Annotated in this window: 18 protein-coding genes; 7 read left to right on the top strand and 11 right to left on the bottom strand. The window is 63.0% G+C overall.

Annotated elements, in window-relative coordinates:
- Nucleotides 1-12: 12 nt before the first annotated feature.
- From AC1RJY_RS17820 to AC1RJY_RS17805, 4 genes are all read right to left on the bottom strand, one after another.
- Nucleotides 13-2,367, bottom strand: coding sequence for a glycoside hydrolase family 65 protein (locus AC1RJY_RS17820; RefSeq protein ID WP_498602870.1), 2,355 nt, complete (start codon nt 2,365-2,367; stop codon nt 13-15).
- Nucleotides 2,368-2,398: 31 nt separating this feature from the next.
- Complete coding sequence (locus AC1RJY_RS17815) at nt 2,399-3,130, bottom strand: HAD family hydrolase (protein ID WP_014920478.1); 732 nt, start codon at nt 3,128-3,130, stop codon at nt 2,399-2,401.
- Nucleotides 3,131-3,138: 8 nt separating this feature from the next.
- Nucleotides 3,139-4,140, bottom strand: coding sequence for a LacI family DNA-binding transcriptional regulator (locus AC1RJY_RS17810; protein WP_238324466.1), 1,002 nt, complete (start codon nt 4,138-4,140; stop codon nt 3,139-3,141).
- A 205-nt stretch (nt 4,141-4,345) separates the two neighbouring features.
- Nucleotides 4,346-4,963, bottom strand: a complete 618-nt coding sequence (locus tag AC1RJY_RS17805; protein WP_210066211.1) for an alpha/beta hydrolase — start codon at nt 4,961-4,963, stop codon at nt 4,346-4,348.
- A 64-nt stretch (nt 4,964-5,027) separates the two neighbouring features.
- On the opposite strand from AC1RJY_RS17805, the gene AC1RJY_RS17800 reads away from it, so the two are divergent.
- Both AC1RJY_RS17800 and AC1RJY_RS17795 read left to right on the top strand, forming a co-directional pair.
- On the top strand, nt 5,028-5,474 hold the full coding sequence (locus AC1RJY_RS17800; RefSeq protein WP_011773070.1) for a helix-turn-helix transcriptional regulator: 447 nt from the start codon (nt 5,028-5,030) through the stop codon (nt 5,472-5,474).
- Nucleotides 5,475-5,493: 19 nt separating this feature from the next.
- Nucleotides 5,494-5,895 carry a VOC family protein gene (locus tag AC1RJY_RS17795; protein WP_011773069.1) on the top strand — a complete coding sequence of 134 codons (402 nt, stop codon included), beginning with the start codon at nt 5,494-5,496 and terminating at the stop codon, nt 5,893-5,895.
- 42 nt (nt 5,896-5,937) lie between these two features.
- Here AC1RJY_RS17795 and AC1RJY_RS17790 read toward each other — a convergent pair whose 3' ends face one another.
- The 3 genes from AC1RJY_RS17790 to AC1RJY_RS17780 all read right to left on the bottom strand — a co-directional run bounded on the left by AC1RJY_RS17790 (nt 5,938) and on the right by AC1RJY_RS17780 (nt 8,568).
- Nucleotides 5,938-7,083, bottom strand: a complete 1,146-nt coding sequence (locus tag AC1RJY_RS17790; RefSeq protein ID WP_052295464.1) for a glutamate--cysteine ligase 2 — start codon at nt 7,081-7,083, stop codon at nt 5,938-5,940.
- Nucleotides 7,084-7,115: 32 nt separating this feature from the next.
- The gene (locus AC1RJY_RS17785) at nt 7,116-7,574 is read right to left on the bottom strand and encodes a hypothetical protein (protein ID WP_043469641.1); all 459 of its coding nucleotides are present in this window, start codon (nt 7,572-7,574) and stop codon (nt 7,116-7,118) included.
- Nucleotides 7,575-7,794: 220 nt separating this feature from the next.
- The gene (locus AC1RJY_RS17780; RefSeq protein ID WP_011773067.1) at nt 7,795-8,568 is read right to left on the bottom strand and encodes a GAF and ANTAR domain-containing protein; all 774 of its coding nucleotides are present in this window, start codon (nt 8,566-8,568) and stop codon (nt 7,795-7,797) included.
- Between the two features lie 176 nt (nt 8,569-8,744).
- On the opposite strand from AC1RJY_RS17780, the gene AC1RJY_RS17775 reads away from it, so the two are divergent.
- Nucleotides 8,745-9,176, top strand: a complete 432-nt coding sequence (locus AC1RJY_RS17775; protein ID WP_043469638.1) for a hypothetical protein — start codon at nt 8,745-8,747, stop codon at nt 9,174-9,176.
- Between the two features lie 263 nt (nt 9,177-9,439).
- On the opposite strand, the gene AC1RJY_RS17770 is transcribed toward AC1RJY_RS17775, so the two are convergent.
- The gene (locus AC1RJY_RS17770) at nt 9,440-9,649 is read right to left on the bottom strand and encodes a hypothetical protein (RefSeq protein ID WP_162486102.1); all 210 of its coding nucleotides are present in this window, start codon (nt 9,647-9,649) and stop codon (nt 9,440-9,442) included.
- A 262-nt stretch (nt 9,650-9,911) separates the two neighbouring features.
- Here AC1RJY_RS17770 and AC1RJY_RS17765 point away from each other — a divergent pair, with 262 nt between their 5' ends.
- The 4 genes from AC1RJY_RS17765 (at nt 9,912) to AC1RJY_RS17750 (ending at nt 14,072) form a co-directional block, all read left to right on the top strand.
- Nucleotides 9,912-10,703 carry a DeoR/GlpR family DNA-binding transcription regulator gene (locus AC1RJY_RS17765; protein WP_011773064.1) on the top strand — a complete coding sequence of 264 codons (792 nt, stop codon included), beginning with the start codon at nt 9,912-9,914 and terminating at the stop codon, nt 10,701-10,703.
- A complete protein-coding gene (locus AC1RJY_RS17760; protein ID WP_011773063.1) occupies nt 10,700-11,692 on the top strand; it encodes a 1-phosphofructokinase family hexose kinase in 993 nt (330 codons plus the stop codon). The genes AC1RJY_RS17765 and AC1RJY_RS17760 overlap by 4 nt, the downstream gene beginning before the upstream one ends.
- Nucleotides 11,689-13,722, top strand: a complete 2,034-nt coding sequence (locus AC1RJY_RS17755; RefSeq protein WP_011773062.1) for a PTS fructose transporter subunit IIABC — start codon at nt 11,689-11,691, stop codon at nt 13,720-13,722. Before AC1RJY_RS17760 ends, AC1RJY_RS17755 begins: the two co-directional genes overlap by 4 nt.
- Nucleotides 13,723-13,796: 74 nt before the next feature.
- Nucleotides 13,797-14,072, top strand: a complete 276-nt coding sequence (locus tag AC1RJY_RS17750; protein WP_011773061.1) for an HPr family phosphocarrier protein — start codon at nt 13,797-13,799, stop codon at nt 14,070-14,072.
- A gap of 81 nt (nt 14,073-14,153) precedes the next feature.
- Here AC1RJY_RS17750 and AC1RJY_RS17745 read toward each other — a convergent pair whose 3' ends face one another.
- The 3 genes from AC1RJY_RS17745 to AC1RJY_RS17735 all read right to left on the bottom strand — a co-directional run bounded on the left by AC1RJY_RS17745 (nt 14,154) and on the right by AC1RJY_RS17735 (nt 16,352).
- Nucleotides 14,154-14,741, bottom strand: a complete 588-nt coding sequence (locus AC1RJY_RS17745; protein WP_498602868.1) for a TetR/AcrR family transcriptional regulator — start codon at nt 14,739-14,741, stop codon at nt 14,154-14,156.
- Nucleotides 14,742-14,747: 6 nt separating this feature from the next.
- Nucleotides 14,748-15,305 carry a hypothetical protein gene (locus AC1RJY_RS17740; protein WP_498602867.1) on the bottom strand — a complete coding sequence of 186 codons (558 nt, stop codon included), beginning with the start codon at nt 15,303-15,305 and terminating at the stop codon, nt 14,748-14,750.
- Nucleotides 15,306-15,392: 87 nt separating this feature from the next.
- Nucleotides 15,393-16,352 carry a DNA topoisomerase IB gene (locus tag AC1RJY_RS17735; protein ID WP_498602866.1) on the bottom strand — a complete coding sequence of 320 codons (960 nt, stop codon included), beginning with the start codon at nt 16,350-16,352 and terminating at the stop codon, nt 15,393-15,395.
- Nucleotides 16,353-16,378: the final 26 nt, after the last annotated feature.

The following is a 16,378-nucleotide window of genomic DNA, read 5'->3' as shown; positions in this document are numbered from 1 at the left end:
CGTCAACCGGCGCTACCGGATGATCGGAAGGCCTGCCGTCGGGAAGACGCTGGGGAAGATCGACGGCGGCGGGACGGGTACGGTCTCCAGCGGCACGGCGACAGTCTCCGCACCAACGGTGACGTCGTAACCCCGCACATCAATTCGAAGCGGCTCCTGGCTGTAATCCGCTTCGGGCACCAGCGTCAGGGCAATGGAACCCTGTGCGAGATCCACAGCCAACAAGCGTCCCTGCACCTTGAGCCGGAAGGACAGGCCTTCCCATTCAACAGGCAGGCGCGGATCGAAGCGCAGCACCTCACCTTGGTCCCGCATGCCTGCGAAACCGCACACCAAAGAGCTCCAAATACCGCCCGTGGAGGCGATGTGGACGCCGTCGATGGTGTTGCCGTGGGAGTTGTCGAGGTCGATGAAGAGTGCCTCGGTGAAGTGCTTCAGCGCGACATCTCCGTAGCCAACCTCGGCCGCCATGATGCCCTGAACGCAGGCGGACAGGGTGGAGTCGCCGGTGGTGATGGGATCGTAGAAATCGAAGGCGCGCTGCTTCTCCTCCGCAGTGAAGTCCTGCCACTGCAGGAACATGGCCAGTACGGTGTCAGCCTGCTTGAGGACCTGGTGCCGGTAGATCACCAGGGGGTGGAAGTTCAGCAGCAACGGGTACTTGGACTTGGGAGTGTTCCAGTCCCAAGGCTCCAGGGTCATGAAGTCGTTGTCCTGGCTGAACACCTGCAGGTGCGGATCGTACGGGAGCGACATCCGCTCGGCCGCCTGCCGCCACACCATGCGCTCGGTTTCGGCGACCCCCTCGTGTTCCAGCGCAGCGGCGGCCCGCAGATTGAAGCGCGCCATGACGTTGGTATAGAGGTTGTCGTTGACCACGGCCGTGTACTCATCCGGGCCGGTGACGCCGTGGATGTGGAACATTCCGTCCTTGCCGAAGAAGCCCAGCGACGCCCACATGCGTGCTGTTTCAATCAACAGGTCGGCGCCCAGTTCGCCGCGGAAGGTGTCATCGCCGCTGGCCCACTGGTATCGGTTGGCTGCGAAGGCGATGGCCGCCGCAATGTGGAACTGGGCAGTGCCGGCAGCGTAGTACGCACTCGCTTCGAGGCCGTTGATGGTCCGCCACGGGAACAGCGCACCGTCCACGCTGAGCTCCTTGGCCCGGACGCGCGCGTCCGGCAGCATCGCGTGCCGCGATTCCAGCACCTTACGCGCCCCGCAAGGATTGGTGTAGGTCAAGTAAGGCAGGAGGTAGACCTCCTGGTCCCAAAAGTAATGGCCCTCGTAACCGGAACCACTCACACCCTTGGCCGGGATACCCGCAACGCCCGCCCGGGCAGTGGCTTGTGCCAACTGGAACAACCCCCAGCGCACCGCCTGCTGCATTTCCGGCTGACCACCAATTGAGATGTCCGCAGTGGTCCAGTATTCGGCGTAGTGGGCCTTGCTCTGGGCAAGGATGTCGGAGAAGGACACCAGGTTCGCTTCGGCTTCGGCCGCGAGGATTTCGCCGCGGTCTTCGGCGTCAGTAGAGCCGGCCACCACGTAGCTGACCGACTTCTCCAAACGGAAAGTGTCGCCGTCGTGAATGGCCAAAACGTAACGGACAGAGGACTCGTCCTCCGCCACCAAAGTCTCGAACGGCTGGCCTTCGGCGGAAATCCAGTGGTCCACGGCCATGGCGACGCGCTGGCGGGACTCAGAGGTCTCCCATGCGAGGCGAAGTGAGCCGTCGGCGCCTTGGAGGTGAAGCGGCAGCAGGACACGCCCGGCGTGCCGGCCTGAGCGGCGGGGATCGTGGACCGAGTGGTCCTCCACAGGCTGGTCCTGGCGGTTCACGACGCCGGAGGTGATGTCCGCGGACACGTCGCGGTCAGCTGTCAACGACAGTTCCAGGCCAAGACATCCGCGGGAATCGAAGCCCACGGCGCGGCGCTCTACCGTGGAGACGGTAGCGCCCGAACGGCAGGCCCAGGTGATGCTTTCCTCGTAGACGCCTGTGGAGAAGTCCACGCTGCGGTTGTAGTCCAGCACCGTGGATTCGGCCAGGCTCAGCGCCTCACCGTCAATGGAAACGGTGAAGTTGTTGGCATCCGGCACGTAAACGATCCGCTGGCCCGTCCGGGCAAAACCGTAGGCATTTTCGGCGTGCTTGATGTCCCAAATCTCATGGAAACCATTGATGAACGTGCCGGGAAGTTCGCCGTCCCCGGCTGTTGAATGCGAGCCACGAATACCAAGGTGGCCGTTGCCAAGCGCGAACAGCGTTTCCAGCGTTCCCTCGTCACCGGGGACGTGGATATTCTCCACGAGCTTCCAGGGCTCGCAGGGGAAGCGAAGCCGATCGGAGCTGATGAGTGCCATGGGCTGTTGAAGTCCTTCGTAAAAAGTAGGGTCAGAGAAGATCGTTGAGGTCGTCGACCACCAGCGTGGCACCGGCGTCGAGCAGGGTCTGCCGGCCCGCTCCGCGGTCCACGCCGATCACGGCATAAAAGGCCGCACCCGCACCGGCTTGAACGCCGGATACTGCATCCTCAACCACGATGCATTCCTCCACCGGCACGCCCAACAGGCCTGCCCCATAGACGTAGGTGGCCGGGTCCGGTTTACCGGGAAGTCCGACGCCGGCAGCAACCTGGCCGTCCACCACCACCTCGAAGTGGTGGTCGAGCCCGGCGGCCTTCAGTACCGCAGGCGCGTTACGTGAAGAGGACACGACAGCCACCTTGAGACCCAGCTCCACTGCGGCGTTGATGAACTTGACCGAACCTTCATAAGGCTCAACGCCGCGTGAGTTCACGATCTCGTTGAAAATCGCGTTCTTGCGGTTGCCCAGGCCTTGCACGGTCTCATTGTCCGGGTGGTCATGGACCGGCCCCTCGGGCAGCGTGATGCCGCGTGACGTCAGGAAATCGCGGACGCCATCGAAGCGAGGCTTGCCATCAATGTGATCGAAGTAGTCGCTCTCTTGGTATCCCTGCGGGTGGCCTGTGCCGGCCAGGTAGCCGTCGAAAAGTTCCTGCCAGGCCTGCTCATGCACCACGGCCGTGGGCGTCAGCACGCCGTCGAGGTCGAACAACAGCGCCGAGGCGCCGGTCCAGGCATTACGAAGATCAGTCATGTGCATTGTTCCGTTCAGCGCTTGTGGCGCGTGGTCTTGCGTTCGATGAGCTTGGTATCGAGCAGGTGGTTGGAGGGTTGGTGGGGGGATTCAGTATTCAGCAGGCGTTCACACAGCAGGTTCGCTGCGAAGGCGCCTTGGTCGGCAACGGGTTGCGCCACGGTGCTCAGGCCAAGGAACCAGCTCATGGGGTGATCGTCTATACCGATCACGGACACGTTCTTGGGCACGGAAAGGCCGTGCTCGCGCAGCGCCATCAGGGCACCGAACGCGGCCTCGTCACAGTGGGCGAACACTGCTGTGGGCCTCCCGCCGCGGGTCATGAGTTCGGTCATTGCCCGCCTGCCGTCGTCGATGCTTGGCCCGGCTCCCACCACAAGGTCCGGGTGGACGGTGAGGTGGTGTTCATCCAGTGCACGCCTGAAGCCACGGAACCGTGGAGTCTCAGTCACAACGGAGTGTTCATTGCTCGAGAGAACGGCCAAGTCCCAATGGCCCAGCCCCAGCAGGTGTTGGGTAGCCTGCCAGGCCGCGTGTTCGTCATCGATACCTACATTGTCCCACGGAACATTTCGCATGCCCACGCTGGCTACTGCGAGCCCGCAGGCTTCCAACGCTTCCACCTCATTGGGGGCGAGGTCAATATTGAGCAGGAGCAGCCCGTCCACTCTTTGCGCAAGGTTTCCAAGGTCCGCAAAGAACTGCTGCCTCACGCTGGCCTTGTTGCGCAGGCTGATCAGGACGGTGTCGTAACCACTGTCGCCGAAGACTTCTTCTGCCGCTTCCACGGCTTGGGCGAAGAACCAGGCGGTGGCCGTGGGGGCGACGATGGCCACCAGACCCGTGCTGCCGCCCGCCAGCCTGGACGCCGCGGCTGAGGCTTTATAGCCAAGTTTGCTGGCGGCTTCCGCCACCTGTCGCTGTGCCTTTTCGGAAACGTTGGGGAGCTTCCTGAGGGCCCGCGACACCGTGCAAATGGACAATCCGGAGAGGACAGCTACGTCCTGGATTGTCACCCTGTGAGTCCTAACCATGCAACACGGCCTCAACCCTTTCCATCCTCGCCTGACGCCTTGGCGTGCGACCCGAACCGGGTCACCAGCCAAAAGTGTAAGCGCTTACAATTTTGTCATTCAATAGAGTGCAGTCGAATGCGAAATTGTGACGCGAATCTCCCCAAGAGATTGCTTCCGGGCGGCAAATGCCTTCTAATCCCGGGACTTAACCCAGCACGTAGTACTTCAGGAACGCGCTGACATCCACCAATTCGGGGGCCTCGATCCTGTGGCCCATCCCCGGATAGGTCCTCGCCGTCAGGGCAACATTGGCGTTCAACCACTCCTCGGTGTGAGCTATGGCGTCCTCGTTGATCACAGGATCGGCCTTGTCCCGCCCCCAAAAGAAGGGTGGCGGCGAGTCGAAGGACTCGCTGAGGGCCAAGAGATCGTTGTCCAGGACGAACCCGGAGAGGCCCACGGTTGCTTTGAAGGCGTGGGGCCGCAGGCGGAGGAGCGTGCTGGCCATGGCCATGCCCTGCGAATAACCCAGCAGGCTGACGCTGCTGTGGTTGTCCTTGACGGAGTTGATCCAGCTGAACACCGAATTGGTGGATGCGATGACATCCGCGAAGTCGTTGGTCAGGAAGTAGTCCAGCAGGAACCAGCCGTAGTGGTCCCCAATGGCTTTGGGGCCGCGAAGCGCCGCACAGCTGAACTCGCCGGGAAGGTGAGGGAACAGGTCAACCATGCGCTGCTCGCTGGTGCCATACCCGTGCATCATTACCAGCAACGGCGTGCCCTTGCGCTGGTTTTCGGGCTTCGACCACACCACTGATTCCATGGGCACGAGCCTAGTAGACTGCGCTGGCCCTAGTAGCCTGTGCTGGCCCTAGTAGACTGTGCCCATGACTCCGCAGGAACTGGCCAACCTGGCCCATCTGCGGCGCGCCCGCGACTTCATCGATCGCGAATATGCGCGTCCCTTGGATGTGCCTACCATGGCTGCCGGCGCCCTGATGTCCCCCGCGCATTTTTCCCGCCAGTTCAAGGCCGCCTACGGAGAATCTCCATACAACTACCTCATGACACGGCGCATCGAGCGGGCCATGGCCCTGCTCCGCGCGGGAACCAGCGTCACCGATGCCTGCATGGAAGTCGGCTGTACCTCGTTGGGCTCGTTCAGCACGCGTTTCACCGAAATCGTGGGAATCAACCCCAGCGAGTACCGCGCCCGGGAGCACCACGCCGTGAAGGCCATGCCCAACTGCATCGCGAAGCAGCACACGCGCCCTGAAAGAAACGGCAAGTCCCCGCAAAACCTGAGCAGGATTGAAGAAGCGCCCGCGTCATAGCTGCAATAGCGTGTGATTCATGAACATTTCACTGAAATATGCACACGTCACTGTCAACGATGTTGATGAGTCGCTCGCCTTCTACCGGGACGCCTTGGGTTTTGACGTCCGGAACGACGTCGGCTCAGATGGCCAGCGCTGGGTCACTATCGGCAGCGATGCCCAGCCTGATCTTGAGCTGGTCCTTTCCCCGCCGCACGCTGGCCGCTCCCAGGCCGACGGCGACGCCATCCAGGAACTCCTCACCAAGGGCGTCATGCCCATGCTGGTGTTCACCACGGACGATCTGGACGCCACCTTCGAAAAGCTCCGCGCGTCCGGCGCCGAAGTACTGCAGGAACCGATCGACCAGCCATGGGGCCCGCGCGACTGCGCCTTCCGTGACCCCTCCGGCAACATGATCCGCATCAACCAGGGCTGAGTTTTCCCTGTTGAGCGATGTTCCGACGCCTGCCGATTGTTGTCAGCGACTCAAGAGGCCGGCGTCGGAGCGTTCGCCGTAGTTGTGTGTAGAGGCAATGGCGGTGGAAACGACGTCGGACAACCGGAACCGCCGGCCGTAAGCTTGCCGCTGCAGCCGCTCGCCGGTTCCGCGCCGGAGGATATTCGCCACTCCGGTCCGCGCGAGTGCCAGGTCCCCTGATTCCGTTAGGGCGCGGCGGATGTGCCGGAGCAGGGCGCCCGCCACGTCTGCGGCGGCAAAGGGCGCCTGCTCCAGCGGGTGCAGCAGTTGGTTGGTGACGCCGAAACGGCTGGCTTTCCAGTTGGCCATGCGGATCACAGGCGTCATGACGCCCGACGGCGGTTCCCCCTTGCGCCATTCGCTAGCCGACGTTTCCACAAGGGCACGTGCGAGGATCGCAATGGTAAGGGCGTCTTCGGCGTAGAGGCAGACGTCGGCGATCCGGACTTCTACGGTTGGATGCCCCCTGGACAGGCGCGCGTCGAAGTAGATCATGCCCTCGTCCAGTGGAACTCCGGTTCCCAGCAGTTCTGAAAGCACCTGCCTGTAGCCGTCTGCCGAGCCGAACACATCCATGGGACCTGCCGTGGGCCATCTGTTCCAGATCTGGGTCCTGTAACTGGCAAACCCTGTGTCGGCGCCCATCCAGAACGGGGAGTTGGCGCTCAAAGCCAGGAGAACCGGCAACCAATGTCGCATCCGGTCCAGCACGGCAACGCCTTCCTCCGGCGACTCGATGGACACATGCACGTGGAAGCCGCACGTGAGTTGCTCCCGGGAGATCAGGCCAAATTCCGTACCCATCGCGGCATAGCGCTGGTTGCCCGCGGTGGGCGTGGCATGGAAGACCGGCGGAGTGGCCAAAGCAGCAACCCGCGCCCCTACAGCCCGGGCCGCAGAGTCAGCCAACGCCCGCCCGGCACGAATCTCGGCACGGAGTTCTTTGGCGGTGCGGCACGGAAGCGAGTTGACCTCAATCTGTTCCTGCTTGAACTCCGACTTCAGGGACGGCCCGGCATCGGAGCTGTTGTCCGTTTCGGAGAAGCCAGCCACATCCAGAATTCCGGAGGCGAGCGCCAAGGGCATGCCATCTACTGGATCGGCAATCAGCAGTTCCTCTTCGACGCCGAATGTACGCACAGCCACCCTCCCCACGATGAGTTATTTAGAGACGGCGGTTATCCAACGTGGCGCGGAACCTCCATTTGGAAACCGCAGCGGCAGTGGAGCACCTGCGTTTGCAGGTACACCTCAAGGAGGCTGGGGCTGTCCGGATCGTCAGTGGTCCGGGGCGCCTCAATGACGCGTTCCGTGGGGCGTCCCAACGTCATGGGATCACCACAGTGGGTGCAGCTGAACCAGAGCCCGGCGGCAGAGGTGGCCAGAAATTCGCTCTGAATCGCAGGCACCAAGGCACTCAGGCGGACTGCGTGGGCGTAAAAGGTATCGCATTCGCTACAGGTGTAGCTGACCTCGACGATCTCCGACTGATTCGGCGTGGCTTCCACGACCGTCTCCACAAAAATGTACGAATCAGTGTCGCAAACGGTGCACCAAGGGCGCGCTCCGGTATCGACAGTTGCAGGCGCCCGCCCGCTTGCAGGTTTCGGGGCGGGAATCGGGGATCCAAGCGTCATTGCTGTTCTCCTTTTGTTCCTTCAAGGAGCCTGCATGGCGGCACGCTATGAGCCGGCCGAAAGGGGCCACGGCTAGAAAGGTGCAGTTCTTGGACCATCTCGGATGGCTCCAACTCATGAGGCTCCAAGGGCTATCTGCTTAACCCATGTATGAATGTAGTTCATGAGTGGCGGCCGTCACAAGTGAGGGAGTTGCGGTGGATTCCTTGCCAGCGCGGGCCTAGGGCTCAAAATGGGCTACAGGAGCCTGCTTCGCCACGCTGGTGACGAGCGACTCCGCGACTTCCCGGAGCTTCTGGTTGCGGGTGCTGGACGCCTTCTTGAGAATCTGGAAGGCCTCTTCCTGGGTGCACCGGTTTTGCCCCATGATGATCCCACAGGCGAGGTCAATGACCGTCCTGGACTGCATTGCGTCTTGCAGGTCATCGGCGTGCTGCTGCTTCACGCCAATCCGCACCGCCAACCGGAGAGAGCGTTCGGCCTGGCTGGCGTAGAGCTCGCAGTTCCTGATGGTCGCTTCGTCGTAAACGTTGGGCTGCGGCGCGAAGAAGTTAAGCGCCGCCGTGGCTCCTTCATCCAGTTCCAAGGGAACGCAAAGCGCGGAAAGATGACCGCGGTCCGCAATGACTGAACAGTACTCGGACCACCTCTCCTCCGTGGAAGTGTCAGGAACGTGCACCGTCCCGTGGCTGCGCATGGCCTCCAAGCAAGGACCATCCCCGTACGCCTGCTGAACTTCGTCGATCAGCCTGGCCTCATGGGTGCTTCCAGCCACCGTGGCAGTACGGCGCCGCCGGCTCAGGGTGATGCCGCAGAGCACGTCCAAGCCCACTGCTTCAGAGACAGCCGCCGCCGAGAACTTAGCAAGCTCGTCCAGAAATCCAGCTACATCCTCGCTGTCAACAACAAGATCCTGCAGCTGCTCCGGCACCGAAACAACGTCCGGCGCTGAAGCGGCATCAGGCAGCGCTAATTCAACGTTAATTTCGTCCATGCCTCATTTTACGATCGTCCGGGTGCGGCTTGTCACCGTCTCAGAAAGAGCGACGGAATCCTTGCATCTCCCGTGCACCTATGTGCACAATCTAGCTACAGTCCCCATCACAGGACCAGGCTTTTCAGCTCATGCAGACGGGCGTCCCTCATTTTTTGATGCCGAGGTACAGATCCATGCCGGCCCAGCCAGCCTCCAGAGTCCCGGACGAAGCCCATCAGCCCCCTGATGAACCGCTATGGTGCTCGCGCTGCAACACCGACCAGCACCTTCTGGTGAACTCGATCCAGTCGCATTACCCGCCCGCTCCCAACATGGTGGACGTTGCGTACGAGTGCCATGCCTGCAGGTACTCCTATGAGCATGTCGCCTCTGTGCGGCGAGTGGCCGCGGTTCTGAACCGCCCGGGCGTCCCTCAAGGAGTTCTGCAGTTCGGCGGCCAGTACCTCCACTGCGGTGAACCCATGAAGACCAAGAGCTGCGAGCTCCGCAGGATCCAGGCACCGCTGGTATTGACTCCTGGAGCGCAGCTACGGATGTACGAGGTACTCATCAATACACGCATCCTCGGATGTCACTGCGGTTTCCGCATGGAAATCCCGGATTGAGGTTTGGGGACGCCATGAGGAGCTACACCATCAGTTCTGGAGCTACCGGGAGGGACAGCATGCACGCAGAATCGCAACGAAAAGATCCTTTGACCACGGGTGGAAAGCTGAGGTCGGCCGGCAAGCGCAGCCTTCCGGATCCACCAGATCCGGACAACCTGCCCATCGACTACCCGGGTTCGGGGTGGGATTCCAGCAGATATCCCGCCACTGTTCCCGGAAGCCTCCGGCCGCAACATTCCGCTCACCGACGGAGCGCACGATCATGAGCGGATTCCCGCCGGACCCGTCACACCCTGATCCAACCCGCGAGCCGGGTCCCACGCCTGAGCCCGTTCCGTTGCCGGAACCAGGACCGCCGCCCGTTCCGGACCCCACGCCCGGGCCCGAACCCGGACCGGGACCCGCAGTTCCCACGCCCCCGCCAGGGCCTGGAACGACAGGGGAACCACCCGGGATTCTGACGTAGTCATCGCCGGGTCACTTCGCTCCACAGACCGGATCCCATAAATCCCCCAGTCGGGATCCGCACGAGGGCATGCCGCGCTACAGGGAGCGCGGCATGCCCTTTTTCGTGCCTGACAACCCTCCTCATCGCCTGCGGATCTTTGTTTATGTTGATTTCTCTTGACTTACCAACATAAACAAAGATAGAGTCAAGCAATTCCACATCGTTGTGACAGCAGTCACTGATGTGGCCGCCTTGAAAGTCGCCTTGACCGCAATGGAGGGTTAGTGTTCGCCGAAGAACGCCAGCAACTGATCTCCGCACTCGTCGCAGAGCGCGGACGGGTGAGCGTCACTGACCTCGCCGACCGTTTCAGCATCACCACTGAGACCATTCGCCGCGACCTCGCAGCCCTTGAGGGCTCCGGGAACCTGAGGCGCGTCCACGGCGGCGCCGTCCCCTCGGATCGCTTCAGCACACGCGAAGAGAGCATCCTTGAGCGCGCCGTCCAACGCCAAGTTGAAAAACTCCGCATCGCTCATGCAGCCCTCGCCCTGATCCCCCAGCTCACCGCAGGCAGCATCCTGCTGGACGCGGGCTCCACCACGGAAACCCTCGCGGACCTGTTGGCCCAACAGACACCATCGCGTAACGGAAACGATGAGCTCGTGGTCATCACCCACGCCATCCCCATCGCCGGCAAGCTCTCCTCCACTCAAGGCATAGCACTCCAGATCCTCGGAGGCCGCGTCCGCGGACTGACGCAGGCCGCCGTCGGGCAGTCCACAGTGGAAGCGGCCCACAAACTTCGCCCGGACATCGCCTTCGTCGGCGCCAACGGCATCCATGCAACGTTCGGGCTCAGCACACCCGATCCCGAGGAAGCCGCAGTCAAGGCCGCGTTCGTCACGTCAGCCCGCCGCGTGGTGGCCCTTGCCGATTCTTCCAAGCTGGACGCCGAAACACTGGTCCAGTTCGCCACCCTGAAGGATGTTGACACCTTGATTACAGACATCGAACCCTCTGCGGAGCTCGCAGCAGCCCTGGCCGACGCCGGCGTGGATTTGGTGATCGCATGATCGTCACCTTGACCGCCAACCCCAGCCTGGACCGCACGGTTGAGCTTCCCGGCGCTTTAGCCCGGGGCGAGGTGCAGCGCGCCGTGGCCGTGCACCAGGAATCTGGTGGCAAGGGGGTCAACGTTTCACGCGCGCTCGTGGCCTCCGGCCTCGAAACCCTGGCTGTTCTTCCGGGCGCCGATTCGGACCCGGTCCTTTCAGGGCTGCACGACGGCGGTGTGCCGTTCGCGGCGCTGCCCATCGGTCAGGCGCTGCGCAGCAATGTCACACTCACCGAACCGGACGGCGTCACCACCAAGATCAACGAACCCGGTCCGGAACTGAGCGATGACCAGCAGGACGCCCTGATCGGGCTGCTGCTGGAACGCTCCCGTGGGGCCAGCTGGGTGGTTCTCGCCGGATCACTCCCACCAGGAGTACCCGCGGACTTCTACGCCACCATCGCTCGTCGACTCCGGTCGAACTCGGACGGTACGGCCACCCCAAGCATCGCCATCGACTCCTCCGGGGCGCCGCTCGCGGCCGCTTTGGTAGGCGATGCCTCGGGAAAACCGGACCTCCTCAAGCCGAACGCGGAAGAGCTCGCCGAGCTTGCCGCCGCCGCCGGTTTCACCAACGTCTCCACAGCTGACGAACTGGAAGCAGATCCGGCCAAAGCCGCTGAAGCCGCTGCCGCCGTCGTCGCCAGCGGTGTAGGCGCCGTCCTCGCAACACTCGGGTCCAAGGGAGCAATCCTGGTGACGGCAGACGGAGCATGGCTCGCCACGCATCCGCCCATCAGAGCCGTCAGCACGGTAGGCGCCGGGGACTCTGCATTGGCCGGCTACTTGCTGGCCGCAACCCAAGGTGGCTCCGCACAGGACTGCCTTCGTCAAGCCGTGGCACATGGTGCCGCTGCTGCTTCGCTGCCGGGCTCCACTGTCCCGGCAGTCCACCAGACAACCCCCGATGCCGTAACCATCACGGCCCTCCAGAAGGACTCACAGTGACCCAGCTGATCACACCCCAATTGGTCACCCTCGACCAAAACCTGGGCGACTCCCCCGCCGACGTCATCCGCGTCCTGGCTGGCAAAGTTGCCGCCTCGGGCCGCGCCTCCGAGGTTGAAGGTCTCTTTGCCGACGCCTTCGCACGAGAGCAGAAGACCGCAACCGGCGTCCCCGGCGGCATCGCAATCCCGCATTGCCGCTCCGCTGCTGTCCAGGAGCCTGCCTTGGCCATGGCCCGCCTCTCCCACAAGGTGGACTTCGGCGCCAAGGACGGTCCTGCCGACCTCATCTTCTTCATCGCAGCCCCGGACGGCGCAGACCAGGAGCACCTGAAGCTGCTCTCCAAGCTGGCCCGCTCGCTGATCAAAAAGGACTTCACTGCAGCACTGCGTGCGGCTGCAACTGAGCAGGACATTGTGGACCTCGTGGATGGTGCGCTGGCTGATAAGCCGGCTGCTGCTACCGCTTCTGCCGCAGCACCCGCAGAGGCTGCACCGGCCGCTGCCGCCGCCAGCACGACGACGACTGCCGCACCCAAGCGCATCGTGGCCGTCACCGCTTGCCCAACGGGCATTGCACACACGTATATGGCTGCCGACTCGCTGGTAGCCGCGGCCCAAGAGATGGGCGTGGACCTCCAGGTGGAGACCCAAGGTTCCTCGGGCGCAAAGCCCTTGGACCCGGCAGTGATTGCGGCCGCTGACGCTGTGATCTTCGCCGTCGACGTTGACGTTCGCGGCAAGGAGCGCTTCGCCGGCAAGCCGGTCATCAACGCTCCGGTCAAGCGCGGCATCGACGAGCCAACCAAGATGGTCCAGGAAGCACTGGCAGCCGCGGATGACCCGCACGCGCGCCGTGTTCCGCACTTTGGTGCCGAAGAGCAAGCTGAGCGGGCCGAGGAGGAGAAGGGCGAGCACATCGGCCAGAAGCTGAAGCGCGCACTCCTCACCGGCGTCAGCTACATGATTCCGTTCGTGGCTGGCGGCGGTCTGCTGATTGCCCTTGGATTCCTGCTGGGCGGCTACGAAATCACTGAGGTTGCGGACAAGGTGGTGTTGGAGAACAACTTCGGCAACCTGCCTGAAGGCGGGCTCGCCATTTACCTCGGCGCGGTCCTGTTCAAGATCGGTGCCCTGTCCATGGGCTTCCTCGTTCCGGCGCTTGCCGGCTACATCGCCTACGCCATCGCCGACCGGCCGGGCATTGCCCCCGGCTTCGTTGCCGGCGCAGTATCAGGCTTCATGGGTGCCGGTTTCCTCGGCGGCATTGTTGGCGGTCTTCTGGCCGGCTACATCGCGCATCTGATCGGGACGTGGCAGGTACCCCGCTGGCTCCGCGGCTTGATGCCGGTTGTGATCATCCCGCTGCTGGCCTCCATCGTCGCTTCGGGCCTGATGTTCCTGGTCCTGGGCGGTCCCATCGCCGGCCTCACCGTGGCTCTCAACAACTGGCTCACGGGCATGAGCGGTGCCTCCGCCGTAGTCCTCGGCATCATCCTTGGCCTCATGATGTGCTTCGACCTCGGCGGCCCGGTCAACAAGGTTGCGTACGCCTTCGCAGTGGCTGGCCTGAGCGCCGGCAGCGCTGACAACCAGGCACCGTGGCTCATCATGGGCACCGTCATGGCCGCGGGCATGGTTCCGCCGCTGGCCATGGCCCTTGCAACCGTCCTGAACAAGAAGCTCTTCAGCCTCGCAGAGCGCGAAAACGGCAAGGCCGCCTGGTTGCTGGGCGCCTCTTTCATCTCAGAAGGCGCCATCCCCTTCGCTGCAGCCGACCCGCTGCGCGTCATCCCGGCCAGCATGGTGGGCGGCGCACTGACAGGCGCCCTCTGCATGGCTACCGGGGTCACCTCCCAGGCTCCCCACGGTGGTCTCTTCGTCTTCTTCGCCATTGGCAACCTGCCAATGTTCATCATCGCCATCGTCGCCGGAATGGTGGTCAGCGCGCTGGCCGTCATCGCCCTGAAGCGCTTTGCAGTCAAGAAGCCGGTCGAAGCCGAAGCCGCCCCGGCAACCGTCAGCGTCTAGCCTCTCAGGTCAAACGTCTAGACTTCCCACAAAGCCACCTCCCTCACCGCCACCCTTCATAAAAAGGAGCACCAATGCCAGAACGTACAGCCACCATCGCAAGCCGCGTCGGCCTCCACGCACGCCCGGCAGCAATTTTCGCCGAAGCAGCCGGAGACCTGGACCTCGACGTCACCATTGCACGCCAGGGCGAGCCGGAGGACGACGCCATGGACGCCGCCAGCATCCTGTCCCTCATGAGCCTCGGCGCTTCCCACGGTGACGTCGTGGTGCTGCGTGCCGAAGGTGAAGGCGCCGATGCAGCACTGGACAGCCTGGTGAAGATCCTCGAAACGGACCACGACGCGTAGCAGGGACACGCAAACTCCTTAGGGACGCAGAAAGAGCCTGGCGCCACGCAAATATGGGTGGCGCCAGGCTCCTTCCGTGTCCTACGGACCCGCCAACTCGTCGAGGTGGCGTGCGAGCATGCTGAGCATTGGACTCGTATCCGGCAGTTCCCCGCTCCACAGGCCGTGCATCGCGATTCCATCCAAGAGTGCACGCAGCCGCTGCTCTTCATACTGGGGGTCGCGCCCCTTGGAGAACTGGCCCGCTTCGGCCAAGATCTGAATGGCAGCGCGACACGCGCGATTTACCGCGTCGCTAAGCCTGATGGCAGCAGGGCGAAGCTCGCTGTCGGTCAGCGAAAGGACCCCGAGCTGGACTTGCGCCACCAGTTCCATGCGCCGTTCTTTGTCGAGAGGGAGCAACTGCAGCAGCAACTCATCAACGAGTGCCCGGCCGGCCAGCTCAAGAGCGGCCACCCTGGCGGTGACTCGGTCCTCAATGAGTTGCAGGCAATACTCCCGAAGAGCATGCTGCGTGGCAAACGCCCGGCGCAACGAAGCGGCGGCAATGCCGGCTTCCGCGGCAACCCCGCGCACGGACAGGCCCGCAAGCCCATCACGTTCGAGGACACGTAGAGATGCCTCCGCAATCTCTGCAGTGCGTGCTTCGGCGTCGATTCTTCGGGGCATGGGGTTTCACTGCGAGGAAGTAGTGGCGGGCACGGGACGGGCGGCCTTTTTTGGCCAGATCGTGTAGCTCACAGCCCAGAGGAAATCGATTGCGAAGATGATTCCCAGAATGCGAAAGAATCCGGAGAGCGCTGAGGTTCGCTCAGCGTCATTGACGAGGAGGATGATCGCGCCCAGGGTCGCGGAGGCGATGACCACCGCCAGGGCTGTAAGAAGTACATCCCGCCAGCACTTGACCGTATAGCGGGCTCCCGTGAGCCGTTCCGGTGCAGGTCCGCTGGCGAATCGATGCTGGAAGTGAGCATCGGCCCAGGCCACCATGCGTTTGCCATAGGCGATGGAGACGCCAATGTAGATCGCTGCCAGTCCGTGCTGCCATGAGGCAGTTCCCCCGCCGAGTAGATCGACGGCCACCAAGGCAAGCAGGACAGCATCGATCACGGGAGCAAGGATCAGGAGAGCCCCACCAAGGCGGGGGCGCCGCAACAAATACCGCGCCGCAAGCCCGGCAAGAATCGCCACCCAGAACGCAACTTCGCACACCACGATTGCTAACAGAATCATTTACGGCCCCCAGACGCTATGCCCCGTCAATCCTTATTAGTACGAGTGTACTCATAAAATTCCCGGGACCGCCTTAAGGCGCATGGTCTACCTCGGCGCCTCGCCGTTCAAGTAGGCAGCAATCGAGGCTTCCGTGGGCTTCACTTCCTTCAGCTCTTCCGAGAGGAAAGCCTCGATGATGCGCGGGTCTACGTAGGAAGAGCGGGCCACGGAGGGGGTGTTGCCCAGCAGCTCCGAGGTCTCCTTAATGGCCCGCACAATCGCTTGGCGGGGAGTCCCCTTGTGGCCTGATTTGATGAGGTACATTGCTGCCGCGGCTGTCCCCTTCCACGTCCGGAAATCCTTGGATGTGTAGGCTTCGCCGGCGATTCCGCGCAGGTATTCGTTGATCATGGAAGCGTCCACGGAGACCCATGAGCCGTTGGCTTGGTAGGCCAGCAGTCGCTCCTTGCCTGGCCGTCCCACGAGCGGCTCAAGGAAGGCCGCCAAGGCGGGATCGTGAATGGAAGTGTCCCACAGCTGGCCACTCTTGCCGGGGAATTTCAGGAAGACGTCCGGACCGTCCACCCGCGCGTGACGGCAGCGGAGAGTGGTGAGACCGTAGGAGCCGTTCTGCTTCATGTAGATTTCGGAACCGACGCGGAGCGCGCCCAGATCCATGAAACGCACTGCGGCCGCAAGGGTCTGCTGCCGGGGTTCAGTGGCGTCTTGGAGGTGGACTGTCACGTTGCGTCGAACCGTTGGCAGGACCAGGCCCAGCTTGGCCGCACGGATGAACTTCTCGGTGTCCTTCCGCTCCCGCCAACCAGGGTGGTAGATGTACTGACTGCGCCCTGCGGCGTCCACCCCGGTGGCCAGAATGTGCCCGTGTTCGTAGGGACTGATCCACACATCGGTCCATGCAGGCGGGATCGCCAGCGCATTGATGCGCTGGCGATCCTCTTTGCTGACCAAGCTGCCATCGGGGTGGCGGTAACTGAATCCCTTCCCGACCTTGCGGCGGACAATGCCGGGCTTGGAAAGATCACTGCGCTTCAGCCTGGGCATGGCCTGTCCGCCCTGTTCGCGATCAG

Source organism: Arthrobacter sp. GW822-FHT05G07 (genome assembly GCF_058799755.1).
This window is presented reverse-complemented; position numbering and strand designations above follow the sequence as displayed.

Coding starts and splice junctions, on each gene's coding strand:
- AC1RJY_RS17820 (WP_498602870.1), bottom strand. CDS start 2,367: ATGGCACTCATCAGCTCCGATCGGCTTCGCTTCCCCTGCGAGCCCTGG.
- AC1RJY_RS17780 (WP_011773067.1), bottom strand. CDS start 8,568: ATGGACGAAATTAACGTTGAATTAGCGCTGCCTGATGCCGCTTCAGCG.
- AC1RJY_RS17800 (WP_011773070.1), top strand. CDS start 5,028: ATGACTCCGCAGGAACTGGCCAACCTGGCCCATCTGCGGCGCGCCCGC.
- AC1RJY_RS17735 (WP_498602866.1), bottom strand. CDS start 16,352: ATGCCCAGGCTGAAGCGCAGTGATCTTTCCAAGCCCGGCATTGTCCGC.
- AC1RJY_RS17815 (WP_014920478.1), bottom strand. CDS start 3,130: ATGCACATGACTGATCTTCGTAATGCCTGGACCGGCGCCTCGGCGCTG.
- AC1RJY_RS17770 (WP_162486102.1), bottom strand. CDS start 9,649: ATGACTACGTCAGAATCCCGGGTGGTTCCCCTGTCGTTCCAGGCCCTG.
- AC1RJY_RS17760 (WP_011773063.1), top strand. CDS start 10,700: ATGATCGTCACCTTGACCGCCAACCCCAGCCTGGACCGCACGGTTGAG.
- AC1RJY_RS17740 (WP_498602867.1), bottom strand. CDS start 15,305: ATGATTCTGTTAGCAATCGTGGTGTGCGAAGTTGCGTTCTGGGTGGCG.
- AC1RJY_RS17745 (WP_498602868.1), bottom strand. CDS start 14,741: ATGCCCCGAAGAATCGACGCCGAAGCACGCACTGCAGAGATTGCGGAG.
- AC1RJY_RS17750 (WP_011773061.1), top strand. CDS start 13,797: ATGCCAGAACGTACAGCCACCATCGCAAGCCGCGTCGGCCTCCACGCA.
- AC1RJY_RS17805 (WP_210066211.1), bottom strand. CDS start 4,963: ATGGAATCAGTGGTGTGGTCGAAGCCCGAAAACCAGCGCAAGGGCACG.
- AC1RJY_RS17785 (WP_043469641.1), bottom strand. CDS start 7,574: ATGACGCTTGGATCCCCGATTCCCGCCCCGAAACCTGCAAGCGGGCGG.
- AC1RJY_RS17795 (WP_011773069.1), top strand. CDS start 5,494: ATGAACATTTCACTGAAATATGCACACGTCACTGTCAACGATGTTGAT.
- AC1RJY_RS17775 (WP_043469638.1), top strand. CDS start 8,745: ATGCCGGCCCAGCCAGCCTCCAGAGTCCCGGACGAAGCCCATCAGCCC.